This is a genomic window from Inquilinus sp. CA228, assembly GCF_052078665.1.
In the GTDB taxonomy this organism is placed as follows: domain Bacteria; phylum Pseudomonadota; class Alphaproteobacteria; order DSM-16000; family Inquilinaceae; genus Inquilinus.
The window spans coordinates 1-14741 of record NZ_JBQJIK010000081.1; the positions used below are offsets into that span (position 1 = coordinate 1).

Below are 14741 nucleotides of genomic sequence, written 5' to 3' on the forward strand. Positions count from 1 at the left end.
CCGCCGCCGCCGCCGCCTCCGCCGCCGCCGCCGCCGCCTCCGCCGCCGCTCGCCACGCCGCCGCCGCCGCCGCCTCCGCCGCCGCCGCCGCCGCCGCCGCCGCCGCCGCCGCCTCCGCCGCCTCCGCCGCCGCCGCCTCCGCCGCCTCCGCCGCTCGCCACGCCGCCTCCGCCGCCGCCGCCTCCGCCGCCTCCGCCGCTCGCCACGCCGCCTCCGCCGTCGCCTCCGCCGCCGCTCGCGCTTTCTTGCCCGCGGCCTTCATTTCACCCTCGTCCGGGCTTTCCTGCGCCAGCAGCGCCAGGACCGCGCCGCATGCTTCCTGCACCGCCGGCCAGTAGTCCGGCACCGGGTCGCCCTTCGGCCGCGCGACCTCAAGGGCGCTGCTGACCACGTGGATCAGGAAGCGGTTGCGGACCCGGTTCCAGTTCGCCGGCAGAAACCCGGCAGAGGACCGCAGGGCGGCGGCATAGGCCTTGCCATATCGGGCGATCTCGCTGGCGCGGATGCCGTCGAACAGCGTCACCGTCAGGCTGCTCAGCCATTCCGGCATGAGATGGGCCGGGCAGTCTTCGGACCCGCTGATGCTGGGATGGATCGAGCCGAGCAGGCAGGCGATCTCGCGGCCGCTGCCGTCGTTGCCGTGCCACCGGCCCTGGGTCAGGCGGCCCTCGTCGGCGAACTGCTCGATCCGAAGCGCGGCCTGCTCGTGGGTGATGGAGGACAGGGAAATCATGGGGCTCTCCTGGAGGATGGACCGTGGCCCGTGGCCCGGCCGATCCGCCTATGCGGGGTTGTGGGACTTGAAGTGGTCGAGGGCGAGACGGGCTTGCTGCAGCACCTGATCGGCGGCCTCAACGTCGCCCGACAGGATCTGTTCTTTGGTCGGGGGCTGTTTCAACATCACGCCCGCCCAGCATCTTGTGCCGTTGGCGGCTTCGCGATGTCGATACTTCAGGGCTAGCATGCCGTTGCTGAAATGCTCCGGCAGCATCGCGACGGCGGCACCGCCGACCCACTCGCAATAGGCGTCATACATGTTGCGAAACGACACCAACGCGCCTGCGCCGGCGGTGACGACGCGATCTGACAGGAACCGCTCGATCTCGGTTGCTTGCTGGTCTGACCTCATGATGCGAGCCCCTGGGCGTCGATGCCGTGGAAGGCGACCCAGCAGGTCCTCGTTCAGGTAGAGGGGCGCCCGATGGCCCAGCGCGGATCGATCTGAGACCGCGAACACCTCGCCGGCGGGGACGTGGTCACGGTGCCAGCGATACCAAGCGATCGTGCACCAGCCGGTCACATTCCCGGGCACGACGGCATCGGGGATCATGTCGGGGCTGACTTCCCAGCGGGCGCGCTCGGCCTCGACGCGCTCCCAGGTCCAGCCTTCCGGCAGGACGATGTCGGCCGGGCGGTCGCTCATGCCGCGCAGTCCCGCAGGCGAGGGCGGGCCCGGCGCAGGGCGGCGCCGCGGTGGCGGTCGATCTGCTGCCGGGAGTAGCCGCGCAGCAGCAGGTCGCCCTCGGTGACCGTGCCGCCGGTGGCGGTGGCGTTGATCTCGACGATGTCCTCGACCATCCGCGCGATCGCGGCGTCGAGGACGGAGGGCGGCGCGGCGCTGGCGGCCTCTGCCGCGGCCGCCGTGGCGATGACGCCGATCGCCATTCGGCATCGCGGGCAGGCCCGGGCCGACACATAGTTCGGCGCCAGGTCGCTTTCGGCGCCCTGCCAGCCACAGAGATTGCAACGTATGGAGGACTCTCCCGCGGTGTGGTCAGTCATCGCCGCACCGCCGGCATCTCGTCCCAGGTGCGGCCGTCGAGCAGACGGCCGGCGCGGCGCTTGCCGACCTTGCGCATCAGCGTCGGGCAGAGCACCCGTTCCTCGCGGTCGGCGGCGTACATGGCATCATGGGTCGGATCCAGGACGCGGCCGTCATTGGTGACGGCCTTGGCGTCAGCCGCGAAATCGCTGCCGTTCTTCCACTCTCCCCATTGCTTGAAGAAGAACGGCACGCCAGCGGCCTGGCATTGGTCGCGCAGGCTGCGGGCCCAATCGGGATGCATCGGACGGGCAGCATGGCCGCTCTCGCCGCCGACGATCACGCCGTCGAGGCGCGGGTTGAAGCGCAGCGGATCGATGCCATCGGCGATGTCGTCGGCCGGGGCTGGCCAGGATGCCGGCCGCGGGACGCAGGCCAGGTCGATCGGCCCGAGCAGCGGCTCGGCCGAGACGATGCGGAGCGCCGCCGGCGTGGCGAGCAGCTGCGGCACGCGCTCGTCCGCGCGGGCCTGGTCTTCGATCGAGACGCCGAGGATGACGTTTGGCAAAGGCGTCGGATCGGGGTAGTAGACGATGTTGCCGTGATCATCCTGATCCTCGCCGATGAAGGCGCCGATCAGATGCTCGATCCGATCGCGGAACTGCTTGCCCGCCTGCCAGATCCAGTCGCCGTCGAGCATGCACCCCAGCGCCGCGCTGATCCTGTCTCCGAGGTCGCTATCGGTGAGGTACGCATGCATCCGGTCGGCGCGCTTGGTCAGGACGATGAAGGTGTGCCAGTCGGCCAGCGCCATGACGGCGAAGACCTGGTCGATCTGATCGTCGGAGAGGCCTTCGTGGAACAGGTCGGACATGCTGTTGGCGAAGATCCGGCGCGGCCGGCGCCAGCGCAGCGGCTGCAGCAGCGCGTCCTGATCCAGCCGCACCGTGCCGGTCCAGACCGGGCCGGCCTTGCTGGGCTGGGTCAGGCCGCTGTACTTCGCGCCGGCCTTGCCGCCCATCCGCTCGATCCGCGCCGCCAATTTCATGGCGTAGCAGTGGCTGCAGCCCGGGCTGACCAGGCTGCAGCCGACCACTGGATTCCAGGTGGCTTCCGCCCATTCGATGCCGGTGTGGTCAGCCATCACTGCACCTTGTGCGGCGGCGTGTCGGGCTGGCCTTCGCGCCAGCGCGCCATCGTCTCCTCCAGCGCCTTGACGACGTCGGGCCGCAGCGCGTTGGAGACGTACTGGGTGCGGCCCTCGGTCCAGACGAACAGGCTGAAATTGACGCGCTGATCGGCGATGGAGGCGAGGGTCTCGGCGATGGCGTGGGCGACGCTCTGCATCTCTTTCGAGATCTTCCGGTCGGCGGCGGTGATCTTGGCTTCAGCCATCCGAAGTGCCCTCACCCGGTGCCGCCGGCGCGGCCCCGACCTCTCCCGCCTGCGGGAGAGGTAGCGCAGGGTCGTCGTCGGTGCTCGGCACATACTCCTCGCGCGCGCCGTCGAGGCAGCTGGGGCCGGCGTCCGGCGCGCCCTGCAGCTTGCCGCAGAGCAGCATGCCGTTGTCGTCCCAGGCATATTCGTCGCCCTCGACGATCAGTTCGTGGCAGGCCTCGCACAGGCCGACGACCGGCTTGCCGATCATCGCCTCGACCCGGTCGAGCATGGCATCGGCGCGGTCGCAGACATTGGCGATCATGCGGGCGGAGTGGGTGAGCGGAGTGGACATCAGCACAGATCCTCGAAAGGGGCGGCCGGCGTGGGCGGCGGAAACAGCAGGTCGACCGGTGACCTAGTCGCCTCGGCTTCGATCTCACGGATGGAGTCGACCACGCGGGCCACGGTGCCGACCGGAATCTCGGTGGCGAGCGCGATGCGCCCGATCAGGACGTCTCGGATCATGGTCAGGCCTTCCTTTCCGGCGGCCAGGTGAGGGCTTCGAGGCCGCCGGCGACATCGCCGCGGTAGCGGTCGTCGTGCCAGAGCGGCGGCTGGCCGGCTTCCTCGGACGGGGCGACGGCGGTGACGATCCGCTCCAGCACCGCGGCCGCGGACATGTCGCGCTGGAAGCGGGGGCCGAGCACCAGGTCGCGCTTGATGCCCTCCATCATCTGGCGCAGCAGCGCCGGCGTGGCGCCGGCCGTGGCGTCGGTCAGCAGGTCGGTCGCGTCGTCCGGCAGGGTGAAGGGCGACAGGTAGCGGGCGATGATGGCGAAGCGGGCGTCGCCGTCCGGCACGTCGATGGTCAGGTGCAGGCCGAAGCGCCGCCAGATGGCGGGGTCGATGTTGTCGGCCTTGTTGGTGGCCGCGAAGATCATGCCCTTGTGCCGATCGAGCGCCTGCAGGATGACGGTGACGATGCTGTTCTTCTCGGCCGCCGCCGACTGGTTGGCCTCGACCCGGCGGCTGCCGATCGAATCGAACTCGTCCATGAACAGCACGATCGAACCCTGGTCCCGGCGCAGCGCCCGGAACAGATCCTCGATCTGGTTGCCGGTCTGGCCGACATAACGGCTGACCAGGGCGCCGATGGCGATGGTCAGCATCGGCAGGCCGAGCCGGGCGGCGAGGTGGTGCGCCAGCGTGGTCTTGCCGCAGCCGGGCGGGCCGGAGAGCAGGGCGGTGCGCCGCGGCTCCAGCCCCGCCGCCTTCAGCTCGGCCTCGCACTGCATCTCCTGCAGCCACTGGTGCACCACGGCGCGCACCGGCTTGGCCAGGATCGGCGGCTCGCTGTCCTCCGGCATCGCCATGTCGCCGAAGCGCTCATAGGTGGCGGCGCCGCTGAACTCCAACCGGGTCGGCTTGATGTCGACGGTGTGGCGGCTCATGCGTCGTCATCCTTCGGATCGGCGGCCGGAGCCGGCGCCGGAGCGTCCGGTGGTTTCTTGGGCGAGCGGCGCCAGGCCTCCGGCAGGTCCATGCCGTCGCTGCCGGCGGCGCGGCACCAGCTCTCGTCCCAGGCGGCGCGGTGTGGGGTCGCGGCGGGGAAAGGATTGGCCCCGACCGGCTTGCCCTCCGCCGCGGCGGCGGCGCCCATGGCGTGCGCCTCCTCGATCGACGGGCCGGGATCGGCCGGTGCCAGGGCATCGGCGATGTCGTCCGGATCGTCGCCGTTTTCCTGGGCCCCCGGGTCAGGCCCGGGGGCACCACCGCCTGGCGGCGGTGGTGGCTTCGGCGACAGGCGGCGGATGGCGGCGGCGCCGAGCGGCGTGTCGGACAGCATGCCGAGCGCGGCCTTGTAGATGTCGAGCAGGGCCTCGCGCTCGTCGCGCTCCTCCTGCGACAGCTTGCGCAGCTTGAGGATCTCGCCGATGGTGCGGGCGTCGAAGCCGGTGGACTTCGCCTCGATGACAACCTCTTTCCGGTCGTCCTTCAGCCCGGCGATCTCCTCGTCCAGGCGCTCCAGGCGCTCGATGAAGCGGAGCAGGCGATCGGCGGCGACGCCGCCGCTGTTGTCGCCGATGGCCGGCAGGACGGGCTGGGAACGGCGGGGCATCAGGTGGTCTCCTTGCTGGCGGCGCTGCGCCGCTCGAAATGGTCGATGGCATCGAGCGCGCGCTTGATCGCACCGCGCGCCTGGCGGAGGTCGAATGCCTCCACCGCGCCCCGCCCGGCGATCATCGAGCCGATATGCGCGAGCTCGTGGCCAGCACCGCGCAGATCCGAGCAGAGGGCGATCCGGTCGATTTCCTCTGGCTTGATGAGAATCATGCCGCCGCCTCCGACGTGTCCGCCGGCGGCGCCCGGTAGACGATCGGGTGGTCTGCCGGCAGGTACTGGCGGAACTCGACAACCGCCTGGTCGAGGTTCGGATGCCGTTCGGAAATCTCGCCCTCGGCCAGGCGTGCCGAGAACCGGAGCAGGAAGTAGCCGCGCGTGTGGCTGTCGATCTCGGCGCGGATCCTGGCTTCGTGGCAGAGGAAGACGAGCCGGGTCAGCTGCCCGAAGTCGAAGGTCGCCAGGCCGACATCGCGCACCACCACTTCGACGGCCTTGGCGCCGAGATACGGCCGCGAGGCCTTCGGGCTGCGCCAGTTGATCGGCGCGTTGTAGATGCCGCCGAAGACCATGCCGATGATGTCGGCGACCCTGGCCTCGGTGTCGCTGATCTCGCGGTCGATATGCCGCCGGAGCCAGCCGGCGTGGTCGAAGCGCTGGTAGCTCATGCCGCCCCCTTCGGGTCGTCGCCGCCGTCCGCCGACAAGCTCTTGCCCGGCCACCAGGGCGCTCGGGTGATGCGGCGGACGTGCAGGGTGGTGAGTCCGGGCTGGCCGGCCGGGCGCGGCGCCAGGACCGGACGGGCCGGGATCAGGCGGCAGGCGACGACATCCTCGATCACCGGATCGCCGTCCCACTCGACCGCGTATTTCAGCGGGCGGCCCTTCCTGAAGAAGTCGGCGCCGCTCCAGGTGGCACCGCGGACCGTGCCGCGCGCGCCGCTGATCTTGTCCCAGACCCTGGCGCCGACGGCGAAGCCGTCCGCCGGCAGTGGGGCGGCCGGAAGGGCCGGTGTCGGCCGTTCGAATGGGCTTGGCGGCGCGGGCTGGCCGGTCGTGTCGATGGTGACCCATCTCGGGCCGGGGAAGCGCAGGACGTCACCCATGGGCTGGCTCCACGGCAGCGTCGGCTGCCGGAGTTTCGGGCTGGTAGCGCTGGCCGCAGAACGGGCAGAAGGTCGGCGCCATGCTCGGCGGCTTCACCCGGCCCCGCAGGTTGAGCTTCATGGTCTGGATGCAGGGCACGTCGCGCACCGCCCCGCTGTCCCGGTCCACGATGAACATCAGGTCCAACTGGCCGTTGCGCGGCTTCAGGAGTTCGTTGACCTTGTCGATGCAGTCGCACATGCCGGCGAGGGGAGCGTCCCCTGCGATCGGGTCGTCCGGCCGGGCGTTGCCGGTGCGGCGGTCGATCGCTTCGTTCGCGGCCCATGCCAGCGCCGCCATGCTGATCAGCGAGCGGCGCAGCATTTCGTCGCGGTCCTGGAATTGCTCCAGGTCGAACTCGGCCGCCGCGGCAATTTTGTAGATCTTGTCGACCATAGCGACCGCGCCCAGCTCGTCGTCGGCCTTGCGGCTATGGCCGTGCAGGTCGACCTGCCGCTGCCGCTCCCACACGATCTCCAGCAGGACGTCGATGGCGTGGTCCGGCATGTAGGGCCGGCCGTGCAGGCCGTCGGCGCCCTCGACAAAGACCCGGATCTCGGTGATTGCGGCTTCCACGGCCGTTCGATCGGCGGCGTCGCACATCACGCGGCGCTCCGGTCCAGGCGCAGGCGTGGGCGGGCGGCGCGCATCGCGGCGTGGCGGTGCAGCCGGATGTCCTTCGGGGTGAAGCCGCAGGCCAGTAGGTCGTGCTCGGCCACCTCGCCGCCGCGCTCCTCGAAGATCTCGACGATCTTGTCGGTCATCGCGTCGCGCACCGCGGCGGCCTTGATCCGGCCGCGAACCTTGGTGCGGCAGATCCGGGCCACCCGCTCCGGTGCCCGCAGGGCGAGCTGCAGCAGCCCGTCCGGGATGCGGCCATCATAGGCGCGCTCCAGGTCGGCGATGGTGGCGGGGGCGATGACGGCGGACATGTCGGTCTCCCTGTGCGATGGTGGCGAGGGGCGCGGCCTGTGGCGCCAGCGCGCCGGTCTTGCCTGAATTCGACCCGACCTCGATGCCGGCCGGCCCCTCTGACGCCTCGGCCCCCACCCGGCGGGGGCCGGGTAAGGGGGCGAGGGTGCCTCTGCGATCAACCGGGCTGCCCAGGCTGAAGGGAGGCCCCGGGGGGCGGCGGTGCGGCCCCCGGGTTTCTGGTGGCAGGGTCAGGCCGGCGCGGCGGCGACCAGGAAGAACAGCGGCTGGGAGCCGCCGCCGACCGCGGCGATGCCGGTGGCGAGCAGGTCGGCCAGCGCCTCGTCGCGCTCGTCCGGTTCCGGCAGCACGTCGGCGATGTCGGAGCCGCGCTGGACCAGGCGGGTCGGAATGATCTCGTCCTCGTACACGTCGACGCGCATCACTCGTGCTCCTCGCCCGGGTCGTATGGCGCGGAGAACACCGAGACGAACAGGACCAGGATGGCCCAGGCGCCGAGGCAGCCACCCATCAGGGCGAGGCCGGTCAGCAGGGGTTCGGGAATGAGGTGCAGCATCGTCGCGCCCCGGTCGGGGCCTCCCTCTGTCGCCTTCCCCGAAAGGACCCGGAGCGCACCGCGCCCCGGGCCAGTGAAACAGGGAGGCTTCATGTCCGGGATGTGCGGACGAGAGGAATACAAGCAAACTTGTATCCGCGTGTCAACAAGCATTCTTGTGAGCGGACGCGTGCTTGTGGATCGCCGACGATCCGGCGGCTGCTCAGTGGAGTGTTCGGGAGCCCGGTCCCGGTGTTATTCGCGGCTGACCCAGCGCACCGGCACCGCCCAGTCGACCGCGACGTCTTCCATCGGCGGGGCGTTGTAGCTTTCCAGGTTGAAAAGGCCGGGAGACGAGCCGCGGCGCAGCACCTTCACGAAGGTGCGGCCGTCGGCGACCCGGACCACCACCTCGCGGCCGATCAGGTTGCGTGGATCCGAGGTTTGGGCGCGGCGGTAGTAGATCGTCTCGCGCTCCAGGTAGCGCGGATACATCGAGTTGCCTTCGATGATCACGGCGACGGTGAATTCATCGGCGCCGGGCGGGGCATCGACCTCGTCGATCTGCTCGGACGACATGTCGCCCTCGAACATGTGCACCTCGGCGCCGGCGCCGACCTTGCCGACCAGGGGCACCGTGTCGGGCCTGGCCGAGGTGCGCTCGCCCACGCCTGTGCGCAGCCAGTCCGGGTTGACGCCGAGCGCCTTCGCCAGATCGACCACGTAGCGGGTGCGCTTGGTGACCCCGTCCTCGATCAGCTGGATGGATTGCTGGCGGATGCCGACGCGTTCGCCCAGCTGGGTCTGGGACAGGCCCTTGCGCTCGCGCTCCAGCTTCACTCGATGGCCGATGGTGCTCATGGGGCCGCATCGTACAAGCGGACTTGTTGATCGTCGCCACAGGTGTGCTTGTTATTTCGATTGACGGTCTCACAAGCATGCTTGTATCGTCGGGTCATGTCGAACTCAGCCTTGGAGCGCGCCGTCGCGGCGAAGGGAGGGCAGACCGCCTTCGCCAGGGCGATCGGCCGCAAGCAGCAGACGGTGTGGTGGTGGCTGCACAAGAGCGGCCGCGTGCCGGCGGAGGATTGCATCCGCATCGAGCTTGCGGTCGAGGGTGCGGTGAAGCGCCATGAGCTGCGTCCCGACATCTTCCCGCCGCCGGCCGAGGCCGCAGCGTGAGCGGCGCTCGCGTCGCCTGGTGGTCAATCCGGCCAGCGGAAGGGACCGGGGTCAACCACGCCGTCGCCGATGGATGGTTTCTGCCGGTCCTTGGCGGCCGATGCCGGTTGATCAGCCTGGCCTGCCTTCGGTGCTGGAGGGTGAGGTTCATGACTGGCGATGGTTGCCGCGGGCGGCGCAATGCTGTGCGCTGGCATCGGCAGCCTCTCCAGGCGGTCGATCACTGCGGCGATGCCGAGGCAGATCGCCATCAGCGTCAGGCCCATGACGATCTCGCCGGCGCCGATGCCGATCACGGACCACAGGATCTGCTTCGCCGCCGCGGCGGCCGGGCCGGTCAGCCGGTTGGCCTCGGCCAGACCCCCGAAGCCCTCGACGAGGCGGATCAGCCCGTCGACGCCCATGAAGAAGAAGATCAGGCAGCCCATCAGGCGCAGCCAGCCAACCATCGCACCTCTCCCCTCGTTCGCCGCCGCCGCCCATTCGCGGTCGGCGTGCCGGAGATCTTCGCATGATGCGCGTGATTGTCATCGTCTCGGCCTGCGCGGCCGGGGTGCTGCTGCCGCTCGGCGTGCAGCCGATGCTGGACGGCGATGCCTGGCGCGGCGCGCCGGGCCTGGCGCTCGGCCTGGCCGCGTTCGCCGTGGCCAGCCTGTGCGATCGGCGGCTGCAGCGCCGCGGCGCCGCGAGGGCGAGGTCATGAGCGAGCAGGCATTCGCCTTCGGGCTGGTTCTCGCCGGAGTGCTGTGGGCGCTGATCGCGTTGGCCGTGGTCGGCCTGGCGACGATGCTGGGGTGGCTGTGATGGTGTGCCGTACATGCCCCGACCGTGCCGCCTGCCGGGAAGCTGAGGACTGCGCCGCCGAGCCCGGCCTGGTGCAGGTCGCCCCGCGGCGGCCGATCTCCGCCTGGAAGTGGCAGCGATCGATCTGGGCCATGGCCGGCGTCGTGCTGCAGCCCTGGCAGGCGACCGTCTTCGAGGCCCTGACCTCCGGTCGGAAGCTCGTGTTCCAGCCGTCCCGGCGATCCAGCGTGGCCCGCCAGGTCCAGGCCATGGCCTTCGGCCAGGGCAAGTCCCTGATCATGGGTGGGCCTGAGTTCATGGGGATGTTCGGTCGCCATGCCACGCATGTGGTAGCGGACGACGTGGCCGTCCCGTCCGATCCGGCCGGCGCAACGCGACGCAGCGAAGCGGCAGGCACGCCATGACCGCGCCGCGCACCATGCTGGGCGAAACCACGCTGCGGATGATGGCATCTCTCGGCGAGGCCGGCGTGATCGGCGCCACCGGCAAGACCATCGACGCCTTGCGCAAGGCCAGCAACCCGAATGAGGGGCGGCGCCTGGGCGTGGACGATGTGGTGCGCCTGGCCGCGGCCTGCGAGGTGGCGGGCCACGGCCACGACCTGGTGGAGACGATCGTCGCCCTGGTCCGGGCCGAGGCCGCGGCGATGGGCGGGCCGATGCAGGTGCAGCCGCTGGGGCCCGATGCCCATCTGCGCCGGATCGGCGCCGAGCTGGGCGACCTGAACCGGGCGGTCGACGACGCCACCGCCGATGGCCGCCTGACCGGCGGCGAGATGAAGCGGATCTGCGACGAACTGGGCGACGTGATCGGGCGCGCGGCCGCGATGCGCGCCGAGCTGTCGCGCGGCGGCTTCGCCGTGAAGGAGGGGTGATGGCCAAGGACGATCGACAGGCCCGCCGCATCCTGGCGCTGCACGCCAAGGCCCATGACGAGGTCGAGATTTCGTGCCGGCTGCTGATCGGCGTCAAGGCGGCGGCACAGTTGCAAGGCGATGTTGGAGCAGTCGGACGCCGGACACGCGAGAGCGGCCCTGAGGGCTGTGTGGAAGACGCAGGCGTGACTTCGCCGGGTGGAGAGCAATCCGGCACCGTGTCCGGCGAAGCGCCAGCCGCCGTGGCAGGCGCCCCGGCGAACGATCCTACTTCTTCTTCACCTTCTGGGTCAGCGCACTGCCCGCCGCCGACTTCGCCGCTGCCGACGATTTCGGATCGCGCAGCACCTTCGATGCCGCCGACGCCGCCTTCTTCGACGTCGTCTCGCCCCCTGGTTTCTTCGCCATCTCGGTCTCTCCCCATTGATACGCCGTCTGACTGCGGCGCCGCGGAGAGTGTGACCGAGCCGGCGCGCCGAGTCGAGCCGATGCGGCTTGCCGGCCGGACGACGGCCCGGCCCGGCGACTGGACCGAGGCTCGCGTGGCGCATCTGCGCCAGTTGTGGGAGGTCGACGGCCGCAGCGCCAGCCAGATTGCCGAGACGCTGGGCGACGTCACCCGCAACGCGGTGATCAACAAGGTGAGCCGGCTGGGCCTGGTGCAGCCGAAGCACAAGCGGATCGTGCCCGGCCGGTTCGGCGGCGCCCGTGGTGCGGGCGGGGCGGCGCCCGCTCTGGCGACCGATCCCGCCGGCGAGGCATCGCCTGCTCTGGCGGCCGAGCCCGTCCCGGTGGCCAGGCCCTGGCGCGACAAGGGCTATCGCACCAAGCCGCCGACCCGCGGCTGGGCCGACGGATCCGGGCTGTCCGACCGGTCGCCCTTCGCCACCTGCCAGTACCTGCGCGGCGAGCCCGAGCGGCGCGACTTCTGTGGTGCCGCGGTGCTGGAGCGTCGTGACGGCCGCCGGTCGAGCTATTGCCCGGAGCATCACGCGCTGTGCTGGGAGACGCATGTGCCCCGGCCGAAACCTGCAACCAAGGATGCCGCATGACCCCTTTCGCAGATGAATCCCTTGCCGAGCCGCCGGCCGCGAACCCGGATCACCCGGCCGCGGACCCGGCCCAGCCCGCCGTGTCGGGCTGGGCGATCGTCGAGCTGATGGGCCGCCGCATCGTCGCCGGCCGCGTCAGCGAGCAGGTCGTCGCCGGCGCCGCCCTGCTGCGCGTCGACATTCCCGGGCCCGGCGACGACTGCGTCGCCACCCAGTTCTACGGCGGCGCGTCGATCTACTGCCTGACGCCGTGCGACGAGGCGGTGGCCCGCAAGCAGCTGCGCGACCGCTGGGAGTTACCGCCGGTGGTGCGCCTGGTTCTGCCCGAGCCGAAGCCGGAGGCGGTCGACGCGCCGGATGAGGATGAGCAGGCCGCCGAAGACGATCAGGTCGTCCCCCAGCGCTTCGGCTTCTGACGGCCGGGCCGACCGCCGCGACCATCGCCCCTCTTGCGGAGTGAACCGAGATGCTGTTCCGCCTTGCGATTGACGACCTGGTGCTTGGCCTCGCCGCAATGGCGATTGCGGCCATGGTCACACCGGCCGCGGCCGAGCCGCAGGCGGCCGCGGCGCCCCCGGACCGGTCCGCGGCGGAAGAGAGCCCCTGCGCGCCCTATGGTGCCGTCGCCGCCCTGCTGCGCCAGCGCTACCACGAGCTGCCCGTGGCCCGGATGCTGTCGGACGGCGGCTTCGTCATCGAGATCCTGGCCGCGCCGGGCGGCGCCAGCTTCACCATGCTGGAGATTACCGCCACCGCGGACGGGGGGGGCAGGGCCTGCCTGCTGGCCACGGGCTCCGGCCTGTCGTTCATCGGCGGCACTGCTGTGCCCGGGACGGCGCTGTGATGGGCGCGGCCGATCTCGTGGTGGCGGAGCGGGTCCGGCTGGTGCTGGCCTTCATCGCCGCGGCCGCGGCCGAAGGCCGGGAGACGCCGAGCGGCCCGGAGATGGAGGCCGTGCTGCGCGCCGCCGGGTTCACGCCCTACCAGTTGCCCAAGGACATCGAGCGGCTGGTCCGGTCCCGCCGGTTGCTGGTCCATGGCGGCAAGGTGCGCCGCGTGTTCGAGATCCCGGGCACCGGGCACCGCACCGTGGCGCGGCCCACGGTGGCGCCTTGGGCGCGCCAGGCCATCTCCGACCGCGTGCGGCAGAGCTGCTCGGACTGGCCGCGGCCGACCCGGGAGAGCATCGCCGCCTATGACGCATCGCTGCGCCAGGGCCCGCCGATCCGGGTGCAGGGGCCGAAGGTCTCGGCCGAGAGCTGGACCCATCTGGTGGTGCGCAGCACCGCCCCGGCGCAGAGCCTGACCGGCTGCAGCGCCGCCCTGGCGGCGGGGGTGGTGTGATGGGCGGCGCCCGCGTCAGGCTGCCCGGCTTCGCCCTGCGCCTGCTGGCCGGCATCGCCGCGCGCGTGCCGGCGCGGCGCGCCCCCGACGTCGCGATCGGCGGCACGGCCGACCCCTATCTGCTGCGCTGGTGGCTGATCCGGCGGAACCGCTGGTTCAACATCTACCTGCACGCCTTCTTTCGCTCGGACGACGACCGGGCGCTGCACGACCATCCCTGGGTCAACCTCTCGATCCTAGTCGATGGCCGCTACATCGAGGAGACGGTCGCCGCCGGCGGCATCCACCACCGCATCGAGCGGCACGCCGGCGACCTGAAGCTGCGCCGGCCCAGCGCGGCGCATCGGCTCGATCTGATCGACGGCGCGCCCTGCATGACGATCTTCATCACCGGGCCGAACGTGCGCAGCTGGGGCTTCCATTGCCCGCGCGGCTGGATCCACTGGAAGGCGTTCACCAACCCCGAGGACGGCGGCAAGACCGTCGGCAAGGGGTGCGATCAGTGAGCGCGCCGACGATCCGCTACAGCCGGCGGCGCGTGGCGATCATGTCCATGCTCGCCACCGGCTGGCTGCCCTGGGGCGTCCGCTGGGACGAGCAGGACGGCTTCGCCAACCTGCCGCTGTGCGGGAATGAATACATCATGTGCTGCGGGCACGCGATGGGCCGGAAAGAGGCACAGCGGTTCGTCGATGCCGGACTGCTGCAGGCTGGGCCGAACGACCATCATAAGCGGCCGACGCTGATCATCACAGAGGCAGGCCGCCGCTGGGTCGCTGGGTTCTTTCGATGAAGGCCATCGGCTCTCCCTCCTGGCACAGCCACGGCCGGAACCTGCGCCGCTTCGCCGAGCCGCACCGGCGCGAGGCCGGACAGGTCAACGCCATGCGGGCCGACGACCCGGCCGCGGTCGAGGGGCGGACCCGGTACCGCGCCACCGTGGTGTGGCCCGGCCTGGCGCAGCGGATCCTGAAGTCGGGCTGGAACTCGAAGAAGATCGGCGCCCGCGTCACCAAGGGCGAGTGGAGCGGCATGCCGATCTACACCCTGACGCTGGAGGAGCGCGCCACCTGCCCGCGCAGCTGCACGCACTGGCTGGACTGCTTCGGCAACAAGATGCATTGGGCCGAGCGCCTGATGCATGGCCCGGCGCTGGAGCGGCGGCTCGGCGCCGAGCTGAAGGCGCTGCAGGCGCAGCACCCCGGCGGGTATGTGGTGCGGCTGCACGTGCTGGGCGACTTCTACAGCGTCGCCTATGTCCGGCGCTGGCTGTCCTGGCTGCGGCGGTTCCCGGCGCTGCGCGTGTTCGGCTACACCGCCTGGCGGCCGAGCACGCCGATCGGCGCACTGGTGGCCGCGGCGCGGGACCGGATGTGGGACCGCGTCGCCATCCGCACCAGCGATTCGGGCGGCGACGCCAACACCTATTCGGCCTATAGCGCCCAGGCGGCCCGGCACTGGACTGCCGGCGGCCGCGCCATCATCTGCCCGCAGCAGCAGAACAAGACCGAGTGCTGCGGCACCTGCTCGCTGTGCTGGGCGACGCGCCGCCCCATCGTCTTCCTGGCCCATTGAGGCGGCGATGGGGGAGGGGGACAGCTATCGTCAA

Annotated in this window: 30 protein-coding genes; 11 read left to right on the forward strand and 19 right to left on the reverse strand. The window is 71.1% G+C overall.

The window, feature by feature from the left end; genetic code table 11:
* The 17 genes from ACTOWL_RS30575 to ACTOWL_RS30655 form a co-directional block, all read right to left on the reverse strand.
* On the reverse strand, positions 1 to 733 hold a 733-nt coding region (locus tag ACTOWL_RS30575), incomplete at its 3' end, for a hypothetical protein (RefSeq protein ID WP_441325063.1).
* Positions 734 to 781: 48 nt separating this feature from the next.
* A complete protein-coding gene (locus ACTOWL_RS30580; protein ID WP_441325064.1) occupies positions 782 to 1423 on the reverse strand; it encodes a hypothetical protein in 642 nt (213 codons plus the stop codon).
* Complete coding sequence (locus ACTOWL_RS30585; protein ID WP_441325065.1) at positions 1420 to 1665, reverse strand: hypothetical protein; 246 nt, start codon at positions 1663 to 1665, stop codon at positions 1420 to 1422. Before ACTOWL_RS30585 ends, ACTOWL_RS30580 begins: the two co-directional genes overlap by 4 nt.
* Positions 1666 to 1778: 113 nt before the next feature.
* A complete protein-coding gene (locus tag ACTOWL_RS30590; RefSeq protein ID WP_441325066.1) occupies positions 1779 to 2906 on the reverse strand; it encodes a DUF5131 family protein in 1128 nt (375 codons plus the stop codon).
* Positions 2906 to 3157: a hypothetical protein gene (locus ACTOWL_RS30595; protein ID WP_441325067.1), complete on the reverse strand. Its 252-nt coding sequence runs from the start codon at positions 3155 to 3157 to the stop codon at positions 2906 to 2908. The genes ACTOWL_RS30590 and ACTOWL_RS30595 overlap by 1 nt, the downstream gene beginning before the upstream one ends.
* Positions 3150 to 3494 carry a hypothetical protein gene (locus ACTOWL_RS30600; protein ID WP_441325068.1) on the reverse strand — a complete coding sequence of 115 codons (345 nt, stop codon included), beginning with the start codon at positions 3492 to 3494 and terminating at the stop codon, positions 3150 to 3152. Before ACTOWL_RS30600 ends, ACTOWL_RS30595 begins: the two co-directional genes overlap by 8 nt.
* Positions 3494 to 3667, reverse strand: a complete 174-nt coding sequence (locus ACTOWL_RS30605; protein ID WP_441325069.1) for a hypothetical protein — start codon at positions 3665 to 3667, stop codon at positions 3494 to 3496. Before ACTOWL_RS30605 ends, ACTOWL_RS30600 begins: the two co-directional genes overlap by 1 nt.
* A gap of 2 nt (positions 3668 to 3669) precedes the next feature.
* A complete protein-coding gene (locus ACTOWL_RS30610; RefSeq protein ID WP_441325070.1) occupies positions 3670 to 4593 on the reverse strand; it encodes an AAA family ATPase in 924 nt (307 codons plus the stop codon).
* Positions 4590 to 5261, reverse strand: coding sequence for a DUF2312 domain-containing protein (locus ACTOWL_RS30615; protein ID WP_441325071.1), 672 nt, complete (start codon positions 5259 to 5261; stop codon positions 4590 to 4592). The genes ACTOWL_RS30610 and ACTOWL_RS30615 overlap by 4 nt, the downstream gene beginning before the upstream one ends.
* On the reverse strand, positions 5261 to 5476 hold the full coding sequence (locus ACTOWL_RS30620; protein ID WP_441325072.1) for a hypothetical protein: 216 nt from the start codon (positions 5474 to 5476) through the stop codon (positions 5261 to 5263). The genes ACTOWL_RS30615 and ACTOWL_RS30620 overlap by 1 nt, the downstream gene beginning before the upstream one ends.
* Positions 5473 to 5931 (reverse strand): hypothetical protein, encoded by a 459-nt coding sequence (locus tag ACTOWL_RS30625; protein WP_441325073.1) that lies wholly within the window; start codon positions 5929 to 5931, stop codon positions 5473 to 5475. Before ACTOWL_RS30625 ends, ACTOWL_RS30620 begins: the two co-directional genes overlap by 4 nt.
* Positions 5928 to 6368, reverse strand: coding sequence for a hypothetical protein (locus tag ACTOWL_RS30630; RefSeq protein WP_441325074.1), 441 nt, complete (start codon positions 6366 to 6368; stop codon positions 5928 to 5930). The genes ACTOWL_RS30625 and ACTOWL_RS30630 overlap by 4 nt, the downstream gene beginning before the upstream one ends.
* Positions 6361 to 6984, reverse strand: a complete 624-nt coding sequence (locus ACTOWL_RS30635) for a hypothetical protein (protein ID WP_441325075.1) — start codon at positions 6982 to 6984, stop codon at positions 6361 to 6363. Before ACTOWL_RS30635 ends, ACTOWL_RS30630 begins: the two co-directional genes overlap by 8 nt.
* Positions 6985 to 7010: 26 nt before the next feature.
* On the reverse strand, positions 7011 to 7340 hold the full coding sequence (locus ACTOWL_RS30640; RefSeq protein WP_441325076.1) for a hypothetical protein: 330 nt from the start codon (positions 7338 to 7340) through the stop codon (positions 7011 to 7013).
* A 231-nt stretch (positions 7341 to 7571) separates the two neighbouring features.
* Entirely contained in the window at positions 7572 to 7763 is a 192-nt protein-coding gene (locus tag ACTOWL_RS30645) for a hypothetical protein (protein WP_441325077.1), read from the reverse strand.
* Entirely contained in the window at positions 7763 to 7897 is a 135-nt protein-coding gene (locus tag ACTOWL_RS30650; RefSeq protein ID WP_441325078.1) for a hypothetical protein, read from the reverse strand. Before ACTOWL_RS30650 ends, ACTOWL_RS30645 begins: the two co-directional genes overlap by 1 nt.
* 234 nt (positions 7898 to 8131) lie before the next feature.
* Entirely contained in the window at positions 8132 to 8737 is a 606-nt protein-coding gene (locus ACTOWL_RS30655; RefSeq protein ID WP_441325079.1) for an XRE family transcriptional regulator, read from the reverse strand.
* Positions 8738 to 8833: 96 nt separating this feature from the next.
* Between ACTOWL_RS30655 and ACTOWL_RS30660 the strand changes: the two genes are divergently transcribed.
* Entirely contained in the window at positions 8834 to 9058 is a 225-nt protein-coding gene (locus ACTOWL_RS30660; protein ID WP_441325080.1) for a transcriptional regulator, read from the forward strand.
* Between the two features lie 23 nt (positions 9059 to 9081).
* Here ACTOWL_RS30660 and ACTOWL_RS30665 read toward each other — a convergent pair whose 3' ends face one another.
* A complete protein-coding gene (locus tag ACTOWL_RS30665; RefSeq protein ID WP_441325081.1) occupies positions 9082 to 9507 on the reverse strand; it encodes a hypothetical protein in 426 nt (141 codons plus the stop codon).
* A gap of 62 nt (positions 9508 to 9569) precedes the next feature.
* Here ACTOWL_RS30665 and ACTOWL_RS30670 point away from each other — a divergent pair, with 62 nt between their 5' ends.
* The 3 genes from ACTOWL_RS30670 to ACTOWL_RS30680 all read left to right on the forward strand — a co-directional run bounded on the left by ACTOWL_RS30670 (position 9570) and on the right by ACTOWL_RS30680 (position 10736).
* Positions 9570 to 9761 (forward strand): hypothetical protein, encoded by a 192-nt coding sequence (locus ACTOWL_RS30670; protein WP_441325082.1) that lies wholly within the window; start codon positions 9570 to 9572, stop codon positions 9759 to 9761.
* A 91-nt stretch (positions 9762 to 9852) separates the two neighbouring features.
* Complete coding sequence (locus tag ACTOWL_RS30675) at positions 9853 to 10266, forward strand: hypothetical protein (protein WP_441325083.1); 414 nt, start codon at positions 9853 to 9855, stop codon at positions 10264 to 10266.
* Complete coding sequence (locus ACTOWL_RS30680; RefSeq protein ID WP_441325084.1) at positions 10263 to 10736, forward strand: phage regulatory CII family protein; 474 nt, start codon at positions 10263 to 10265, stop codon at positions 10734 to 10736. Before ACTOWL_RS30675 ends, ACTOWL_RS30680 begins: the two co-directional genes overlap by 4 nt.
* A 267-nt stretch (positions 10737 to 11003) precedes the next feature.
* Here the strand turns inward: ACTOWL_RS30680 and ACTOWL_RS30685 are convergent, their stop codons facing one another.
* Positions 11004 to 11144, reverse strand: a complete 141-nt coding sequence (locus tag ACTOWL_RS30685) for a hypothetical protein (protein ID WP_441325085.1) — start codon at positions 11142 to 11144, stop codon at positions 11004 to 11006.
* A gap of 50 nt (positions 11145 to 11194) precedes the next feature.
* Here ACTOWL_RS30685 and ACTOWL_RS30690 point away from each other — a divergent pair, with 50 nt between their 5' ends.
* The 7 genes from ACTOWL_RS30690 to ACTOWL_RS30720 are packed head-to-tail and all read left to right on the forward strand — an operon-like array spanning position 11195 to position 14707.
* The gene (locus ACTOWL_RS30690) at positions 11195 to 11788 is read left to right on the forward strand and encodes a GcrA family cell cycle regulator (RefSeq protein WP_441325086.1); all 594 of its coding nucleotides are present in this window, start codon (positions 11195 to 11197) and stop codon (positions 11786 to 11788) included.
* Positions 11785 to 12204: a hypothetical protein gene (locus ACTOWL_RS30695; RefSeq protein ID WP_441325087.1), complete on the forward strand. Its 420-nt coding sequence runs from the start codon at positions 11785 to 11787 to the stop codon at positions 12202 to 12204. Before ACTOWL_RS30690 ends, ACTOWL_RS30695 begins: the two co-directional genes overlap by 4 nt.
* 50 nt (positions 12205 to 12254) lie before the next feature.
* Entirely contained in the window at positions 12255 to 12632 is a 378-nt protein-coding gene (locus ACTOWL_RS30700; protein ID WP_441325088.1) for a hypothetical protein, read from the forward strand.
* On the forward strand, positions 12632 to 13132 hold the full coding sequence (locus ACTOWL_RS30705) for a hypothetical protein (RefSeq protein ID WP_441325089.1): 501 nt from the start codon (positions 12632 to 12634) through the stop codon (positions 13130 to 13132). The genes ACTOWL_RS30700 and ACTOWL_RS30705 overlap by 1 nt, the downstream gene beginning before the upstream one ends.
* Complete coding sequence (locus ACTOWL_RS30710) at positions 13132 to 13638, forward strand: hypothetical protein (protein ID WP_441325090.1); 507 nt, start codon at positions 13132 to 13134, stop codon at positions 13636 to 13638. Before ACTOWL_RS30705 ends, ACTOWL_RS30710 begins: the two co-directional genes overlap by 1 nt.
* Entirely contained in the window at positions 13635 to 13925 is a 291-nt protein-coding gene (locus ACTOWL_RS30715; RefSeq protein WP_441325091.1) for a hypothetical protein, read from the forward strand. Before ACTOWL_RS30710 ends, ACTOWL_RS30715 begins: the two co-directional genes overlap by 4 nt.
* Positions 13922 to 14707, forward strand: a complete 786-nt coding sequence (locus ACTOWL_RS30720; RefSeq protein WP_441325092.1) for a GP88 family protein — start codon at positions 13922 to 13924, stop codon at positions 14705 to 14707. Before ACTOWL_RS30715 ends, ACTOWL_RS30720 begins: the two co-directional genes overlap by 4 nt.
* The last annotated feature ends 34 nt before the right edge of the window (positions 14708 to 14741 follow it).